Annotated in this window: 18 protein-coding genes (1 of these 18 cut by a window edge); all 18 read right to left on the minus strand. The window is 40.9% G+C overall.

The window, feature by feature from the left end:
• A protein-coding gene (gene ligA / locus MKY98_RS23430) for an NAD-dependent DNA ligase LigA (RefSeq protein WP_069010719.1) crosses the window boundary here: on the minus strand, positions 1 to 1,433 show its 5' portion. The gene continues 583 nt to the left of window position 1, outside the view; the window shows 1,433 of its 2,016 coding nt (coding positions 1-1,433); its start codon is at positions 1,431 to 1,433; the stop codon falls past the left edge of the window.
• A gap of 89 nt (positions 1,434 to 1,522) precedes the next feature.
• On the minus strand, positions 1,523 to 3,847 hold the full coding sequence (gene pcrA, locus MKY98_RS23435) for a DNA helicase PcrA (protein WP_029514509.1): 2,325 nt from the start codon (positions 3,845 to 3,847) through the stop codon (positions 1,523 to 1,525).
• A gap of 41 nt (positions 3,848 to 3,888) precedes the next feature.
• On the minus strand, positions 3,889 to 4,599 hold the full coding sequence (locus tag MKY98_RS23440; RefSeq protein WP_069010718.1) for a heptaprenylglyceryl phosphate synthase: 711 nt from the start codon (positions 4,597 to 4,599) through the stop codon (positions 3,889 to 3,891).
• A 126-nt stretch (positions 4,600 to 4,725) separates the two neighbouring features.
• Positions 4,726 to 5,598 carry a phosphatidylinositol-specific phospholipase C/glycerophosphodiester phosphodiesterase family protein gene (locus MKY98_RS23445; protein ID WP_069010717.1) on the minus strand — a complete coding sequence of 291 codons (873 nt, stop codon included), beginning with the start codon at positions 5,596 to 5,598 and terminating at the stop codon, positions 4,726 to 4,728.
• Positions 5,599 to 5,704: 106 nt separating this feature from the next.
• A complete protein-coding gene (locus MKY98_RS23450; protein ID WP_029514512.1) occupies positions 5,705 to 7,105 on the minus strand; it encodes an undecaprenyl-phosphate glucose phosphotransferase in 1,401 nt (466 codons plus the stop codon).
• Complete coding sequence (locus tag MKY98_RS23455; RefSeq protein WP_069010716.1) at positions 7,102 to 8,010, minus strand: glycosyltransferase family 2 protein; 909 nt, start codon at positions 8,008 to 8,010, stop codon at positions 7,102 to 7,104. Before MKY98_RS23455 ends, MKY98_RS23450 begins: the two co-directional genes overlap by 4 nt.
• A gap of 371 nt (positions 8,011 to 8,381) precedes the next feature.
• Complete coding sequence (locus MKY98_RS27115) at positions 8,382 to 8,474, minus strand: putative holin-like toxin (protein ID WP_219727884.1); 93 nt, start codon at positions 8,472 to 8,474, stop codon at positions 8,382 to 8,384.
• A gap of 185 nt (positions 8,475 to 8,659) precedes the next feature.
• The gene (locus tag MKY98_RS23460) at positions 8,660 to 9,571 is read right to left on the minus strand and encodes a glycosyltransferase family 2 protein (protein WP_069010715.1); all 912 of its coding nucleotides are present in this window, start codon (positions 9,569 to 9,571) and stop codon (positions 8,660 to 8,662) included.
• Between the two features lie 191 nt (positions 9,572 to 9,762).
• Entirely contained in the window at positions 9,763 to 10,635 is an 873-nt protein-coding gene (gene rfbD / locus MKY98_RS23465; protein ID WP_069010714.1) for a dTDP-4-dehydrorhamnose reductase, read from the minus strand.
• A gap of 1 nt (position 10,636) precedes the next feature.
• Positions 10,637 to 11,656 carry a dTDP-glucose 4,6-dehydratase gene (gene rfbB / locus MKY98_RS23470; RefSeq protein ID WP_069010713.1) on the minus strand — a complete coding sequence of 340 codons (1,020 nt, stop codon included), beginning with the start codon at positions 11,654 to 11,656 and terminating at the stop codon, positions 10,637 to 10,639.
• Positions 11,657 to 11,752: 96 nt separating this feature from the next.
• Positions 11,753 to 12,301 (minus strand): dTDP-4-dehydrorhamnose 3,5-epimerase, encoded by a 549-nt coding sequence (rfbC, locus tag MKY98_RS23475; RefSeq protein ID WP_069010712.1) that lies wholly within the window; start codon positions 12,299 to 12,301, stop codon positions 11,753 to 11,755.
• A 37-nt stretch (positions 12,302 to 12,338) separates the two neighbouring features.
• Positions 12,339 to 13,082: a sugar phosphate nucleotidyltransferase gene (locus tag MKY98_RS23480; RefSeq protein ID WP_069010711.1), complete on the minus strand. Its 744-nt coding sequence runs from the start codon at positions 13,080 to 13,082 to the stop codon at positions 12,339 to 12,341.
• A 25-nt stretch (positions 13,083 to 13,107) separates the two neighbouring features.
• Positions 13,108 to 13,545 carry an acyltransferase gene (locus tag MKY98_RS23485; RefSeq protein ID WP_280635060.1) on the minus strand — a complete coding sequence of 146 codons (438 nt, stop codon included), beginning with the start codon at positions 13,543 to 13,545 and terminating at the stop codon, positions 13,108 to 13,110.
• A gap of 38 nt (positions 13,546 to 13,583) precedes the next feature.
• Entirely contained in the window at positions 13,584 to 13,982 is a 399-nt protein-coding gene (locus MKY98_RS27120; RefSeq protein ID WP_069010710.1) for a GtrA family protein, read from the minus strand.
• A complete protein-coding gene (locus MKY98_RS23490) occupies positions 13,972 to 14,349 on the minus strand; it encodes a DUF2304 domain-containing protein (RefSeq protein WP_069010709.1) in 378 nt (125 codons plus the stop codon). Before MKY98_RS23490 ends, MKY98_RS27120 begins: the two co-directional genes overlap by 11 nt.
• Positions 14,346 to 15,059: a glycosyltransferase family 2 protein gene (locus MKY98_RS23495; RefSeq protein ID WP_069010708.1), complete on the minus strand. Its 714-nt coding sequence runs from the start codon at positions 15,057 to 15,059 to the stop codon at positions 14,346 to 14,348. Before MKY98_RS23495 ends, MKY98_RS23490 begins: the two co-directional genes overlap by 4 nt.
• A complete protein-coding gene (locus tag MKY98_RS23500; protein ID WP_069010707.1) occupies positions 15,056 to 17,188 on the minus strand; it encodes a DUF6020 family protein in 2,133 nt (710 codons plus the stop codon). The genes MKY98_RS23495 and MKY98_RS23500 overlap by 4 nt, the downstream gene beginning before the upstream one ends.
• 59 nt (positions 17,189 to 17,247) lie before the next feature.
• Entirely contained in the window at positions 17,248 to 18,495 is a 1,248-nt protein-coding gene (locus MKY98_RS23505; protein WP_069010706.1) for a glycosyltransferase, read from the minus strand.
• Between the last annotated feature and the right edge of the window lie 9 nt (positions 18,496 to 18,504).

Here is an 18,504-nt window from a genome sequence, read left to right on the forward strand (position 1 = left end):
TCATATTGGAGTGTATACAAATCCGCAGGCTCGCGCACTTCCAGTTCGTCATGCAGCTGTATGGCCGTTTTGTCACTGAATGTCTCAATATCCATAGCATCACGTGAAGCAAAATGGGAAATACGAGCTACAATTTGTGGTTTACACCCCAGCTTATTGTCGCAAAACAAATGGGCACCTCGCTGCTGTAACGGAAACCCGCAGGCTGGACAATGATCTGGTACGACAATTTCCTCCCCGTCGTTCTTAGACGTTACCTTTCCTAATATCTCCGGAATGACATCGTTTGAGCGACGGATAAACACACGTGCACCCAAAGCAAACTTCAGGTTTTTGCGCTCGATGTCACCAGCATTGTTCAGTGTACAATTTTGTACAGTGACTCCCGCCAGCTCTACCGGCTCTACCCTTGCGAGTGGGGTGATTTTACCGGTTCGTCCTACATTCCACTCAACCGAGTTAAGCACCGTTGTCGTTTCCTCGGCTTCGAACTTATAGGCCACCGCCCAGCGCGGGAATTTATCGGTATACCCGAGAGCCTCACGTGTGCGCATATCTGTAATTTTCAATACTGCCCCATCAATGAGGTAATCCAATCCGGCACGAGATTTTTCAATCTCAATCAGTTGCTCCATTACATCTTCAAAATTATCAAAGTAAGTCAGGTAAGGGTTTACCTTAAAATGATTTTCACGCAGGAAAGTCATCATTTCCTGGTGGCTGTTAAACTGGATACGGTCTGCATATCCCACATTGTAGAAAAATGCATTCAAGCGCCGCTCTGCTGTCACTTTGGGATTCAAGTTGCGCAAAGCACCAGCTGCGGCGTTGCGTGCATTTTTAAGAGGGTCCACGGCAGTCTCATTATATTTGGACAATACAGAGAGATTCATGATCCCTTCTCCCTGTACTTCAATGGTTCCATTTCGAAAAGGAATTGTAAGTGGCACAGATTTAATGGTCTTCACCTGTGCCAGTATTCCCTCACCCACTACGCCATTACCGCGGGTAGAAGCCTGTACAAGCTGTCCATCTGTATACGTCAGGTTCAGCGTCAGTCCATCGAATTTAAGTTCTATCGCATAGCCTGGAGATGGCAAAGGTTTCTCCGGGTTCTTGGTATTGTAATCATTAACCAGTTTCACAACACGCGCGTTCCATGCACGCAGCTGTTCCATATTCTGAGCTTTATCAAGGCTCCATAATGGGGCAAGGTGGCGATGCGGTGTGAAACCTTTGAGTAACTCCCCACCCACACGCTGTGTCGGCGAATCCGGCAGCACAAGACCGCTCGTCTGTTCGAGCGCTACCAGCTCGTCATAAAGCACATCATATTCTTTGTCGCTGATCTTGGGTTCATCCAGTGTGTAGTAATGATAGTTATATGTGTTCAGTTCAGCAACAAGCTGCTCCATTCTGTGCATTGGGTTCATGCAGGCGTATCCCTCCGGGAACTTCATCAGGGCAGAGGCCTAAGCCAAACTGCCACTCATGAGGTTCGAGATTTAATGATGTTTGAGATTTATTCTACTTTTGTAATAGGTGCAAAGCCAGCCAGCAGTCGTTTAACCCCTACCGGAGCCGGGAAAGCAATTTGAAGTTCCATATCATTGCCAGTCCCTTTTACAGCTACAATGGTTCCAATTCCCCATTTGCCATGCTGCACCTTGTCTCCAGCAGCAAAAATGGAGGGACCTCCTGCCGAAGCAGCCGGAGTCGGTTTCGCGGATGAAGATGTCGTTACGGTTACGCGGGGTGACGCGGAAGCGGACGAACCACTGCGGCTCATCGTATCAAACGAGCGTTCTCCACCAAAGTTGCTGCCACTACCTTTATTCAGTCCGCGCCCACCATAAGATCCGCCTACATTGCCTGAACGGCGGTAGCGGTCACGTTTGATGATCGTATCCTCTTTTAACTCGTCTGGAATCTCTTCGAGAAAGCGGGAAGGCGGGTTAGCCGTGGTGCGTCCAAACAAAGTGCGCATCTGTGCACATGTAAGGAACAGTTGCTCCTCTGCACGGGTTATGCCGACATACGCCAATCTGCGCTCTTCTTCCAGTTCTTCGTTATCCAGAAAGGCACGACTATGAGGGAACACTCCCTCCTCCATACCGACAATAAATACAATGGGAAACTCCAGACCTTTGGCGCTATGCATGGTCATCAATACAACCGCATCGCTTTGCTCTTCTTCGTCGTCATTCATGGAATCAATATCAGCAATCAGCGCAAGGTCGGTCAGGAAGGAGACGAGTGACTTGTCTTCCGCTCCTTTTTCAAATTCCATGGTTACCGACAGGAACTCATCAATATTCTCCAAACGCGAGCGTGACTCGAGTGTATTCTCGTTTTGCAGTTCCAATCGATATTGGGTGGTTTCCAGCATTTTTTCTGTTAACTCTGTAACCGACAGGTAGTCTACCATACGGCTTAAACCTTCGATCATATCGTAAAACTCTACCAACGCATTGCGCGTACGTCCTGCAAAGCCCAAATCATCTACCACTTGAAGGACACGGAAAATCGAAACTCCACGTTCCGCTGCAGCTGCCTGCAATTTGCCGACAGTTGTGTCTCCGATGCTTCGTTTTGGCACATTAATGATTCGGATCAAACTGATGTCGTCGTCAGGATTGGAGAGCAGGCGAAGATACGCCAGCAAATCCTTAATTTCCTTCCGATCATAGAACTTGATACCGCCCACGATCTGATAAGGAATATCTGATTTAATCAGAATTTCCTCGACAACCCGAGACTGAGCATTCGTACGGTACAAAATGGCATGATGGCTATAGGTTTTGCCCGCTTTAATATTCTTATGAATTTCTGAGGCGATAAAGTAGCCCTCATCATGTTCAGAATCAGCACGGTAAACCTTAATCTTGGCGCCGCCTTCTTTGTCAGTCCATAGTTTTTTCGGCTTGCGGCCTGTATTTTGACCAATGACTTCGTTGGCAGCATTGAGAATATTCGAGGTGGACCGGTAGTTCTGCTCCAGCAAAATGGTACGCGCTTCCGGGTAGTCCTCTTCAAAATTCAAAATGTTGCTAATATCGGCACCTCGCCACCGATAGATGGATTGGTCACTGTCACCTACTACGCAAATCCGGTGATGCTTGTCGGCCAGCATTTTGCACAGCATGTACTGCGCACGGTTTGTATCCTGATATTCATCAACATGAATGTATTGAAATTTCTTCTGGTAGAAGTCCAGTACCTCAGGTACTTCTTTAAACAGCTGAATCGTTGCCATGATCAAATCATCAAAATCAAGAGAGTTGTTGTTTTTGAGCCGCTGTTGGTACTTGGTATATACCTTCGCCACAATCCCTTCAAAATAGTCGCCAATCTTGCGCTCATACATTTCGGGAGTGACCAGTTCATTTTTTGCCGTACTCATCATAGACTGAACCGCTTTGGGTTCAAATTTTTTGGTGTCTATATTCAGATCCTTCATGCAGCTCCGAATGACAGACAATTGATCCGTAGAATCCAAAATGCTGAAATTCGAGGTAAATCCAATCCGCTCGATATCCCGACGTAAAATACGCACACACATCGAGTGGAAGGTGGATACCCACACATCTCTTCCCTGTGGGCCAATCAGCTTGGATACGCGATCCTGCATCTCACGCGCGGCCTTGTTCGTAAAGGTAATCGCCAAAATGCCCCATGGAGCCGTCTTGCGGGTTGCGATGAGGTAGGCTATTCGGTGCGTGAGCACCCGTGTTTTACCACTGCCTGCGCCAGCCATAATCAGCAGCGGACCATCTACCGCCTCCACAGCCTGACGCTGAGGCGGATTAAGGCGAGCTACCGCCTCGTGTATATCTATTGATTGCATGCGTGCATGCTCCTTTCCCTGAGCTTCCATAAAATCACGTTCTATACTTCCAATTTCACAGCTATCGTCTCCAGCGCTTTCGCCAAGTCACGATAAATGATGTTTCCTACTACAATGGTGTCACAAACGGCAGCCGCTTGTAACGCGGTAGATTTATCCACGATTCCTCCCCCGTATAGGACACGAGAGTGCTCTGTACTGCGATGGATTTTTTGCACCAGCTCCATATCCCCAAAAGCACCGCTATATTCCACATATACAATCGGCAGATGCATGAGCTTGTCAGCAATCTGTGCATATGAGGTGGCAGATGAAGTATCCAGCGAAGTATCTGCTCCGGTAAGCTTAGCGACTGTAGAATCACCGTTCAAAACAATATATCCTTCCGTCACAAGCAAATCCCAAGGGATCATATAACCAAACTGTTCAATCGCACGTTGGTGCTGTCCTAGAATCCAATTACTGTCAGCGGTATTCAGTACCATAGGAATCATATATAGATCAAACCCTGGTACTACAGCTTCCAGATCGGACACCTCAAGCACACACGGCACCTCATAACGTCGAACCCTCGACAGCAAATCCACCGTATTTTCGTAGGTAATACCTGATGAACCTCCTACCATAATCGCATCCGTACCAGACATACACACGGCGTCAAGTGCCTCATCATCCAGTTCCTTTTCAGGATCAAGCTTAAACACATGCCTCCATGATTGAATTGAATCTGCCAACACACATTCCTCCAGCATCCATTGCTTTTGTCATGATCCAGTCGAACCGAATTCCAATATCCAAAAGCGTTCTATGCTAAGTCTATGACAGTGCTTAAAAGGTGTCAATGTTCGTATCAAATGGGAACACCCCGTTCAGACAGCTTAGGGGCGTAGCGCATACAACCAACTACGTTTACTAAGTTCTTTTTCCGTTAAAATATCTGTATAGAAACCTTGCACACCCATCTGTTCATACTCAGCCGCATCCTTCAACTCATTAATGGTATTTACGTAGCATACCGCTCCGGCCTGACGCAAACTTTCCACTAGAGCACCACTCACCCGATTCTCTGGTAAGGTTACTGCCGTTATATCATTTTGTTGTACAAATCGAATGATCTGGTCATCTTTATCCTCTGTGGCGTAGAGCGTATAAATAACGGATGGATAGGGATAAATACTCCGCAATGTTTGCAGCATTTCTTCATTATAAATTTGGGGAACAATACGAGACAAAAGCTCGGGGTTTTTCTCCTGTGCCTGACGGGTCAGTTGTGCAAACAACTGTTTGATCTGGGCAGGGTCCTGTTCTTTCGTATCGGTCACAATATAAGCATCCGGGTATGTTTCCAATAAATCCAATACATCCTTCCAATCTACTGGGGTATAAGAACCGTGTATGGGGGTGTTCTTGAATTGATGATAGCTCCAAGGTTTTCCTCCCTGTTCTGTAGCAACTGCGTGTTCCTGTTGCATTTGCTCTGTAAAAGATTCTGTCCATTCATGGCGCGCCACCAATTGTCCATCCGATGTAAACATCAGGTCGACCTCGAATACGCGGCTGCCTTTTTTATAATTTTCCACAAACGCTTCACGCGCATTAGTATAGGCCAAACCATCAACGGCTCCCATGGCATGCGAAATCACACGGTGCATGGTAAAGCCAGTATGTTCTTCTGTAGATTTTCCTTTGTATGCCAGTAAAAATGTGCCGATTAACATTAAAAGAATAACCGAAACAATCAATCGTTTCATGGGGTGTCACATCCTTTTCGTACAGGTCAATACCCCACATACGCATGCTCAAAACAACTGCCAGACGCAAAAACACCCTCCGGCTAAACCGAAGGGTGCTTTTGTATTAATATGCGTTCTTGAAACCGTTGCGAATCGTGCGGAAAATAATTTTAATATCGAATAAGAGCGACCAGTTCTCAATATAGAAGATGTCATGCTTAATCCGTTCCTCAATAGATGTATCTCCACGCAACCCGTTGCTCTGTGCCCAGCCTGTGATTCCAGGACGAACATGATGCTTCACCATGTATTTTGGAATTTCCTCACGGAACTGATCCACATAATAGGGGCGTTCTGGGCGTGGACCAACGACACTCATATCACCCAGCAGAACGTTGAAAAATTGAGGCAGCTCGTCGAGACTCGTTTTACGAATAAAAGTACCAAAACGTGTGCGTCTTGGGTCATTAGCAGTCGTCCAGCCCGTATCTTCAGTTCCAGGAGGCAGCACCTTCATCGAACGAAATTTGTACATTCGGAAGGTGCGACGGTTCAAGCCTACCCGCTCCTGCTTAAAAATGATGGGCCCTCTGGATGTAATCATCACACCAATCGCTACTGCTAGCATGATCGGAAAGGTCAGGAGAATCGCGAATAAAGAGAATAAAATATCGAATAGGCGCTTAAACAATCGATTCCCCGCTACATCCAGTGGAATATCCCGCACATTGATCATCGGCATACCTGCAAAGTTATCAAAGTACGGGCGAGCCGGCAAATAATCGAAAAAGTCGGGGATTATAAGCGTGCGCACTCCAGCCTTTTCACACATGTTGATAATCTTGGGGTACTTATCATGAGCATCCAGCGGCAGCGCCAGAATGACCTCGTCAATCATCAGACGCGACAGTGTAGCCTCCAATTGATCTAAACCTCCAAGAATCGGGCGGAAATGCGCCTCTTCCTCTTCACTCCAATGCCGCTTATCATCCAGAAAACCCACTACCTCGTATCCCAGATCAGGATACTGTCCAAGGTTATGATAAAATCGCTGGCCTAGAGTACCCGCCCCAAGAATAAGCATAAATTGTTTGTTGTACCCTTTTTGACGGAGAGCTTTAAGAACTTGCTTCAAGAAAAATCGATAAAACAAAATAAGCAGCACGTTTCCAACCATATAGATTGCCAGATAGGACCGCGAGATGTCGATTTGTTTCACGAAGAACATCACACTCAACAGCACGAACAGTCCAACGATATGAATCTGGGTGACGCGAAATACATCATCTGCAAATCGTTTTTTGCGTTTGGGCGAATAGAGCGAAAACAACATCCCCAGCACTACGGCAATCAGGCCGTAGATTAAGCTCCAGCCTCCATATACTTGAATAGGAAGCGGTTCTGTATAGGTGATCCATTCACTTTCAAATTTGAAAAACCAAGCGATCAGAAAGGACAACTGAATGACCGCGAAATCCGCCACAATATATAATTGGGTTAAAAAACGCTGATTTCTGCGTATCATGCTTTCACCTCAGTATGAGATTGTTCCCCGCCGTCCGGCTTGACCGGTGCGGACAACTTATTTTTTAGGAAAGCCATTCCAAATTTCACGGCAATCCCCGCATATACAGCCATATTGGTGATCCAACTGTATTGCTGTTTATAATGCTTACGATGAAATACCCACATAGCTCTATGAAACTCATAAATAATTTTCAAAGGACGACGGCGAGCGCTGCCCCCTTTGATATGAATAATATATGTGCGCGGGTAGTAGTAAATGCCCCACCCGGCTTGCTTAATCCGGTAACACCAGTCAATGTCCTCACCATACATAAAAAAGGTTTCATCCAAGCCACCGACCTGGTCAATCGTTTCTCGGCGCACCAGCATAAAAGCACCTACCAGTACATCTACTGGATACTCATCATCCGGGCTTAGATGCCCAAGCTGATATTGATTGTACTTCGGGTTATCCGGGTAACGCTTCGACCAGCCAAAAGCATAGTAAAAAGAAGCTGATGGCGTTGGAAAACCACGCTTACAAGCCTTGTCTAATGATCCATCCGGCAGGATGACCTTACAGCCCGATGCCCCCATCTCCGGATGCGTATCCATAAACTGGATCATTGTATCCAGCGTGTCCGGTTGCACCAACGTATCGGAGTTCAATAACAATACATAACGCCCGCTGGCTACTTCCATCCCCTGATTGTTCGCCTTGGCAAAACCTGTATTATCCTTATTGGCTATCAACGTAATCTCCGGGTATGCAGCACGAATAGCCTCAACAGATCCGTCACTGGAGTGATTATCAATAACAATCACTTCATATCGGTATTGCGTCTTGGACGCATACACCGACTGCAAACAATCCAGCGTCAATTGACACGTATTATAGTTGACGACCAGTATGCTTACATCCATATTTAAAACGCTCCTGACAAATTCAGTAATCTATTCTACTATCGCCTATTATAGCATACCGCGCAGACCACGGGGCGCAAAAAAGCACATAACCTGTAACCTTACATAGTTAGCAGAATTTCAAAAAATTCGATTCCAGTCGCTCCAAAGTGCAAATATAGACAAACGAAACCATTTCGATCTATATATTGTTCATTGGAAGTCGTTTATTAGATTTTTGTAAAATCCTCGGTTGAGGTCTAAAATTCATCGTGGTAAGATATACATGGAAAAAGGGCTGGTGCCAGCCAGCCCCTGCGCAACCAACGCTCCAAGAGCGGACGGTTTTGGAACAATCAGGCCGAAAATAGACCCTTCCTTGCGGGGGCGGTCTATTTTCGTTTGTTAAACTCTAACAGTGTGACGATTAACGCCCCGAACGTCAGCATTAAACTGAGCGCCTCAAACACTGTCACAGGCTTCACCCCCCTCCTCGGGAGAGTTAGCCGACCGCCCTTGGTAGCTCTATCGGTTGCACGTTTCAATTATACTATATTTTTCCATAAAGGAACACGCATTCGATGGTATTTTATCTAGTATTCATTTGCACCTTTGACTATTTGACGCTCATATATGGAAAAAAGTTTCAATATTTTTTCTTTCCATACCTCTATAATTTCCTCAATATGAAAACCAACTTATAAATCCAGTTGTCCAACCGTGACTGCCTATAAAATGGAGACTGCCAAATATATTTCATACGAGAAAATACGCCCTTTTGGTAGCTGTCCAAGAATTGACCCATATCTTTATACATTTGAGGAGATATGTCTTGTCCATAAAGCTGAATAAATTGCTGGGCTTGTTTGCTTAAAATATGGCGATTTTTTCCTTTTGCAAATCTACTTAGTCTTTTCCTCCACTTGCTAACCCAGCCATCCGTAGAACCTCCCAGTACATTGTTTTGATGCTGCCGATACCAAATGGACGGCTCGGGGTCAAAAACAACCTCACCAAAAGAGGAAGTGCATAAGTAAATCCACCAGTCATGCATAATAATGTTATCCAAAGAAGTCGGAATTCTCTTTTTCACGAGTTGGAGTGTTTCTTTATTGATCACCATGGTACAACCTACACATACATTCTCAATGAGAGCATTATAGAAGGATACAGGTCGGGGGATGTTCGCTGGCCATACTTTAAGTGGTTCCAATGTTTGAGAGACCATTTGTGTAGCAGAACAGTACATCAACGGCCGACTCCCATCCTGATCCCTGAGATGAGCCACAGCCTGAGCAAGTTTGTTCGGCATCCACACATCATCCTGATCACAAAAAGCGTAATAGTCGAATGTCTCAGACGATCTTTGAATCAAATCAAAAAAGCTTTTGATAACCCCTACATTGCTTTCGAGGCATAAAATAATCTGTTGAGGATAACGTTGCTTCAGGGCGCTCAACTTGGCAACCGTATCGTCTGTCGAGCCATCATCGCGAATTAAAATCTGAACTTCTACGTCTTTTTGATTGATGAGACTTTCGATTTGCTCATCTAAATAAGCTGCTCCATTATATGTAGACAATAAAATTTGTATGATAGGTCTGTTCAGAGTAATGACCTCCTTCTTTTAAATTGTGTAATAGCGGGACAATATGTTCCATCTGCTTATACATTATAATGCTCATTGTCCTTAATCAACATAGACTTTAATACAATAAAATCTCCCAATCATGAACTGATGGGAGATTGCTGATATTTATAATAAAGTTTTAATTACTCGGATTTACTAAGACACTCCTGCAAAAAATCACGCAATCCCTTACGCCAGTCGCGCAAATCATTTAACCCGTTGGTTCGGATCGCTATATGCTCCATAACAGAGTTGAATGGCCGCGCTGCCGGTCTGGGGAATTGCTCTGTGCTGCACGGCTCCAATTTCGCTGTGATCTTGGCATCTAATATTTCCGCCGCATCCTGTAAAATAGCTTGTGTAAATTCATACCAGGTACAGGAACCACTATTGGATGCATGGTATATGCCGTACTTCTCCGTTTGAATCAATTCCGCCAAAAAACGTGCCAAATCCACCGTATAGGTAGGTGAACCCTTCTGATCATTCACTACCTGGAGGAACGGCTTCTCCTGTCCAAGCTTCAGCATCGTTTTCACAAAATTGTTCCCGTGCAATCCATATACCCAAGATGTACGAACAATAAAGTACCTGGAGGAAAGTGTCTGGGTCAACACTTCTCCCGCACGTTTGGACTTTCCGTAGATACTCTGCGGATTGGTATTATCGTACTCATGATATGGCTGCTTTGCCGTTCCATCGAACACATAATCTGTGCTGATATAAACCAGCTTGGCTCCAACCTTTTCCGCAGCCACTGCCATATTACGTGTACCTGCCGCGTTGACTTGATAAGCCCCGTCGACATCAGTCTCCGCTGCATCCACAGCCGTATACGCTGCACAATGGATGACAGCATCAGGTTGGTACTGTTCCACGATCTTCACAGCCTGCTCCAAATCCGTGATATCCAATTGTTCCCGATCGTAACCAAGGACATCATGTCCTTGCTCCTGAAAAACCTTTACTACGTCTTTACCAAGTTGGCCGGATGCTCCAGTAACCAATACCTTCATTCTACGCATCCCCCAAGCGGGAACCGTACTGCTTTGCATAGTATTGTTGATATTCGCCAGATTGAATGCGAGTCCACCATTCTTCGTTGTCTAAATACCAGCGAATCGTTTCTTTAATGCCGGTTTCAAAAGAGTGGTTTGGCTTCCAGCCCAGCTCATTCATGGTCTTCGTTGGATCAATGCCATAACGGCGGTCATGTCCTGGACGATCCTGCACATACGAAATCAGAGATTCTGGCTTTCCCAGCTCCTCTAATACTGTTTTGACGATATGCACATTTGTCCGCTCGTTATTTCCCCCGATATTGTATACTTCACCCAGTTTACCCTGATGAATGACCAGATCAATGGCGCTGCAATGATCCTCTACATACAACCAATCGCGAATGTTCAAGCCATCCCCGTATACAGGTAGCTGTTGATCGCTCAGTGCACGAGAGATCATTAGCGGGATCAATTTCTCAGGAAACTGATATGGACCATAGTTGTTAGAACAACGCGTGATATTCACTGGTAAACCGAAGGTTTCATTATATGCACGGACTAGCAAATCGCCGCCTGCCTTGGATGCAGAATAAGGACTATTAGGTTGCAACGGAGTTTCCTCCGTAAACAATCCTGTTTCTCCGAGAGAACCGTATACCTCATCTGTTGATACCTGTACAAACTTGGTCACGTTATACTTCTTGGCTGCGTCCAGTAGCACTTGCGTACCTAATACGTTTGTTTTCACAAACACTTCCGGTTCCAAAATACTCCGATCCACATGTGACTCCGCTGCAAAATTAACCACCACATTAATTCCCTGCTGCATCAGTTGGTCAATCGCTTGTGCGTCGGTAATATCTACTTTGATGAAGCTATGTTTGGGGTTATTTTCAATGGATTTCAAATTTTCCAGGTTACCTGCATAGGTAAGAGCATCTATATTTACAATTTCGTAATCTGGATGGTGTTTTAACATATACAAGACAAAGTTACTGCCTATAAATCCGGCCCCGCCGGTGACAAGAAGTTTCATACAGACCTCCTAAGCTGAGCAATGTCTAAAGTATATTAGACATCTGACTCATTTTCTTAACTCAAAAGCATACAAAGTATAAATTTGCATTAGCCTCTAATCAAAATTGATTTCCGCATCTGTCAGTACTGGCTGCTGTCTATCCTTCTCTGACATTATCGCCTTGGAGGTAGGCCAGTCAATACTCAATGCAGGGTCATTCCACCGTATCCCTCTGTCGTGCAAAGGAGAGTAATATTCATCAACCTTATACAACACCTGAGTATTGGGAACAAGCGTACAAAAACCATGAGCAAACCCCTTAGGTACCAGTAACTGGCGACGATTATGCTCACTTAAAATGACACTCATCCATTGCCCAAACGTAGGAGAACTTTTTCGAATGTCCAAAATCACATCATAGATAGCACCTGTGAGTACCCTGATAAGTTTCGTTTGTGCCTTCGGATTTAATTGGTAATGCAACCCACGTATAACTCCTGCATCAGCAGAAAGAGATTGGTTATCCTGAACAAAAGTATGATTAATCCCCTCATTTTGCATAACCTGTTGATTATAACTTTCCATAAAAAAACCGCGTTGATCACCATGAACAGTCGGCTCCATTATACTTGCACCTGTTAATTTTAAAGGTATCACTTTCATGCTATACGTCCTTCCCTCAATGCTGTGAAACTTTGCATTACAACTTTAACTTACCAAATTCCTCACCAAATATAATATTTTGCGCGAGTTCATTTGCTCTGGCAAGCGAAGTATGCGTTCCTGCATCCGTCCACCAACCTTGAAGAATATCATAGGTCAATGTTCCGTTAGCAATATACGCATTGTTAACGTCTGTAATCTCTAATTCTCCACGTGTCGAAGGTTTTAGGGTTTTCACAATATTAAAAACATTATGATCAAACATGTATATCCCCGTAACTGCATAATCACTTTTAGGTAACTGAGGCTTTTCTTCTATAGATAGAATACGTTGATTTTGAATTTCTGCCACACCAAATCGCTGCGGATCATGAACCTTTTGCAATAATAATTTAGCTCCTGCGTTTTGTGTACGAAAATTTTGCACAAACGGAGAAATATCATCCTCAAACACATTATCCCCCAGAATGACGACCATTTGATCATTACCAACGAAATGCTCTGCCAAATCTAACGCCTGCGCAATGCCACCCGCTTCGTCCTGTACCTTATATGTAAAGGTTACGCCCATATTACGGCCGCTTCCAAGCAGATTTACAACATCTCCCATGTGTTCTTTACCTGTCACGATAAGGATGTCCGTAATGTCAGCTTGTTTCAGCTTATATATGGAATGAAAGATCATGGGATACTTACCGACAGGAAGCAGATGTTTATTGGTCACCTTAGTTAAAGGAAAAAGGCGAGAACCAGTCCCGCCCGCAAGAATTATACCTTTCATATTTCCTCCTATTTAATTTATTTATCTATTTCCTTTTAATTACTCTTGCCGGGTTGCCAGCAACAACACAATTTGGTGGGACATCTTTTGTAACTACAGCACCAGCTCCTACAATAGCCCCTTCACCAATTGTAACTCCTGGCAAAACAATAGCTCCAACGCCAATAAAAACCCCATCGCAAATAATTACTTTTTTTCTCACTAGTTCTCCATATATTTCGGACGCTGCCTTAGTAGGATGAAAATGACTTAATATCGTTACATTGCGAGTGATTTTAACGTCTTCACCAATTTGAATTAATTCAGGTGTCATATTATCTATATTAACATTATAAGCAATAAAAATTTTTGTTATGTCTTTTATTTTCACTCCTCTAATTTTATGAATTAAAGCAATTAAAAACGATGGCCATATTATTATGCTCGCCAAACTTCCTAAGACACCCTTAAGGAATACTTTCAAGAATTTAACCCCACTCTTTTTTATAATGTAAGACAATATCATTTTGTTTTAATATCTTTTTCTCCAAAAGTCCATCGTTTATTGAGAATAAAATTAAAAATAGGTACAACAATAACAGATAGTAACTGCCCAACCAAATATACTATATGAAATATATATACAATAAAATACATTAAAATCAGATTAATCAACAGCCCCAACAAAGATGTTATACAGTAGCGCAGGAAATAAATCCTGGTATTATTCACCACCCCAAATGTCCACCGCAAATTAATATAATAGGTCAATGTAATAATAAGCGCATAGCCAAATATTGTAGCTGTCAGTGGCTCGAAATGAAAAACCTCTACCAAAAACATTATCAATACGAGGTGAAGCATAGTGCCAATGCCGCCGACGAAACCATACTTTATAAATTGGAATAAATCAGTTCTCATTCGAACCAACAATCCTGTTTTTTTTCATTTCTTCAATTTCAATTTTCAAAAGACCTATTTCTTGAGATAAATTTTTTATCTTATTTGAGCTTCTTGAGGAAGCGACAGTTAAACTATAAAGGACAAAAAATAAAGCTACCAACGAAAGTAAAAAAAGAGCATTAACAGGGGTCTCTATATACAACCAATCAGAAATATAAAATAGAAAATGAGGAAATATTGAAAGAAATATTCCTGCCAGATTAATAAAGATCCATAATAAGGCATACTTTAATTCTAGCTGATATTTTTTTATTTTTTTTATTAATATAACTAGAATCATTACGCAAAAAAACAAAAGAATTAATTTCAGCTGAATGGGAATCATAATTGATCAACCTCATAAAATTTATTTCCCCTTAAACCATCAATCAATATTGCAAATGAAACCTTTACCATATAGTAAATTGATCTAAATGCTCTAATTGAGGAAATCCCACCTTGTCTCTCTATCATTTCCACGGGTACCTCCTGCACCTTATGATTCGTTCTTAATAAATGTACAATCGATTCGGGTTCAGGATAATCAACTGGATAGTAAACATTGGCGAATACCGTAATCACTTTACGATTACATGCTCTAAACCCAGAAGTAGGATCAGTGATTTTTCTTTTCGTTAATACATATATTAAACGACTAAAATACTTTATCCCTATCCTTCTTATAAGTGTTGACTGGAATCCTCTTTTTACTATATATCTCGATCCTATTACCATATCTGCATGTCCATTTATTATTGGTTCAATTAATAGTCTGATTTGTTTAGGATCATGCTGCCCATCTCCATCCACCTGAATAGCTATATCATAGTTTTCTTTAAAAGCAAATTTATATCCTGTCTGTACAGCCCCTCCAATACCCAAGTTACAGGGTAAATCTATGACATTAACATTATTTTGTCTACATATTAAAGAAGTACTATCAGTTGAGCCATCATTGATTACTAATAAATCCACATTTTCTTTTTTTAAGTTATCTATTAACTCTTTAATACTACTACTTTCATTATAAGCCGGAATAATAATCAATATTCTCATCTCAATTCTTCCTCTCGGTGCAAACTTACTCTGTCTGAGCTAGGCAATTTAATGAAAACAAGGCCAACCAAAAAGAAAGAACATAAAATTGTAGAATATAAATATCTTGATTGCTGTGCTGGTATTGCAGAAGCTAAGCCTAATACATTCAACATAACAGGTGCAAAAATAAGAGTACTTTTAAAATTATTTCTAAAACCAATTATTAGAGCGCATAATATTGTTATTAAAATAAAAATAGCTGGCCTCCAAATTAACCATACCAAATCCGTTTGTTGCGATCTATCTAAATTATACTGAAACTTATCAAATAATTCAGGTGCTAGTGAGTCCGTCTGCAAATCGAAATTTTTCAAATTTTCCTGATCGCTCTTAATAATTCCACGTTCTGTAAAAAAAGTAGCCGAACCATATGGTTCGCTAATTCTCCATATAATTGAAGTTTGGTTGATCCAGCTTTTAAGGGCTATTTCGGGATGCTTAACGGCCAACTGCATCCATACTTTCACAAATTGCGTTTTATAACCAGGTTCATCAAAAACTAACATATTGAATTTTGGATTAAACACAAGTGGATCAATAACAAACTTGTTATAATAATCTCCCCATAATGAAGGGTTCATAGCTTTGCCTATTACCTCTTTTTGATAATCATTTAATTCCACATTAGCTGCCAACATGGAAGCAACTTGTTGAATCGGTACATTCACAGTTAAAATAGTAGGACTAGGTTTACTGTCTAATAAATTCAACAACACCGTTTTACTTCCAAAAAAAATAAAAAACACTACTAGAAACATACCAAATATTCTCTTCCAATTTGATTTATAAACTATTGCTAGTAGTAATGAGGTACCTGTGACAGAAATTATGCCATTATGTCTAAACATCAGCACAAGAAATAGAGCACTTCCAAGTAAAAATATATTCTTATTTGGTCTTAACCAATTTTCTTTTTCAAAATACAAAGTAGCTACTATGATAGTAAGAAAAAGTATGGATATGCTATAAGGAATATCCTTCCATAAACTTAACATCATCATTGAATTCAGTGGTAAAAGGGCAAAAATTATCGATAATAACCATAAAATTCGTTTATTAACTTGTAGTTTTGTAAGAAGTCTAAATGCTAGAAAAAGAACAAACAATAAGTACATGGACTGTACTATAACTATAGATGCTGGTGAGTACCATAACCGGGTAATTAACCATTTAACTAAAGTGTCAAAAATAGGATGTGCGTCTCCAAATTCTAAAGTAGATAGCTGTCTCCATTGGTCTAAGGAATCTCCACTCATTAAACCTGGATAATAAGTAAGGAAGTAAATTAACCACACAAAAAATATAGGTAAGATATATATAAATTCATTCTTGTAATTGCTATTGATCATCCGTTTTGAATCAGAACGGTGCGTTAAGGTAAATATTATAATGAACATTAAAAAAGATAAAAGAAATAAATCAGATAGTAAAATAAAACCCTTTTCACAAAAAGAGAATTCTTTCAGATTAGTTAAAATAAACTCCCTAGAATCATTCTTCGGGGAATATAAATCAAGAATTTGGCTTTTTCCATCTATATTTATTTGAACGATACCAGAATAAGGATGATTACTAAGTTTTAGTTTAATATCTTTCTGAATTTTCCCCTTCCATTTTATTTCTGCATCACCTTCACCTGTATAAACAGGTGTGTTATCGATTATCTCCCACTTACCTTTCATTAACATTTCATTTATAGCTATGGTATGGTCATCTATTTTTAATTCTTTTAACCAAACCTCTTTACCCAAAGACGCAGAACTTTTTTGTGCTAATGGATGAATCTCGATAATGTGATATGCAGAGATATTAAATGGCAACATAACAACCACCAAGAGCGCCATTAGTATACTAGATATATAGATTTTTTTTGCGTTCTCTTGCTTACAATGTATTTGACAGAAAGATAAAAATCCTATTATAAAGCCCTTGAGAAATAAACCTAAAGTCAATGTTCCTAGTACTAGCAAGAACAACATCAAAATTATATTATTAGTGATACTAGGAACAAAATGATATGTTATACTTATACTCAATAAAAAACAAACAATATAAACAAAACTTAACTTAATAATATATTTATTCATCCTAATCCCCGTTTATAATATTTTCTTTTCTTATGCCAGTTTCCAAGTAAACTTTCTTTTTACTTATCAGTATAATTATCTTTATTTATCGCACGTACTTTCATCTTATATTTAATATTTCTTAGTAGTCTAAATAGAACCGGGAATTTTCTGCGGACAAACGATTTAAAAAACTGGAGATCGCTTATATTTGGTTTTCCTGAGTTTCCACTTTTACTCTCTTCCGCTATCACATACCATTGAAAATAAAATTTACTTTTCTTTTCTATGATATCTTTCGAATTGTGAACAAAAAGACTATTATCCTCACAAATAGATTTTACAGCTTTATAGAATTGTTCAGATGATTCGTCCCAAGCTGGCCAATTGTTAGCAGTATCTATAGCTTTATCCTTCAAATCTCTTAATAAAGTAGGAGAATGCTTTAAGCTATTTATAAAATTCAAAACAGCTTTGTCATCATCTTTTGCAGCAACCAAAGCATTCTGATCTGAAACAATATATTCATCATGGCCTGTAACATTATATGTTATCGAGGTACCACCACAATGGAACATCTCGAGAGGAGGACCAAACATTCCTTCCACATAACTGAGTTTGATAATAACATCACAAGATCTGTAAATTTGAGCTGTTTCAAAAATAGGAACTTGGGAGAATACCTTGTCTACTCCAGGATAAGAACTTATCGGACTTGAAGTTAATAACCAAACTTCATCAGCGTCAGATTGTTTGCAGATTTCTATCGTTTTTGGAACATTCTTGAAAGGCACGTCTATCGGCCCTTCTACTAAAACCCTAAGTTTCCCCTCTTCTCTTGCCTGATGTCTAACACCTTCAATCGAATAAATATCTTTTCTAATACCATTGGGCACTAATTTTGCATCTTTATTAAAGTGTTCATTTAAATGCTTTTGTATCCATTTTGCTTCGGTAATTATGTGCAAGGGAAGCTGATAGGTAGAGTCTACCAAATGCCGTAGTGATCTCTCATTCTCATCATAAAATCTTGATTCAATAGACTGAACAAAATAAGCATATGTTTCTGCGGTCACTCGATATAGTTCGTAAACAGTTCTCCACCAAGTTGCAATACATACATCAAATTTATCATTTTCGACTTCTTTGTATGTTTTCCAAATTAAAGACCTAGCTTCAGGATGCCAATGTAATCTCTCCATATTAATTTTTTCTTCAGTAATAATTGTTACAAGTACACCTTTTTTTGTTGCTTTTATTGCATGTTCAAAAATTACATACGAACCTCCACTAATATCAGGAGATCCTAATAAGAAAGCCCATTTCATTTTCTTCTT

This window comes from Paenibacillus sp. FSL M8-0228, assembly GCF_038007385.1.
Taxonomy (GTDB): domain Bacteria; phylum Bacillota; class Bacilli; order Paenibacillales; family Paenibacillaceae; genus Paenibacillus; species Paenibacillus polymyxa_D.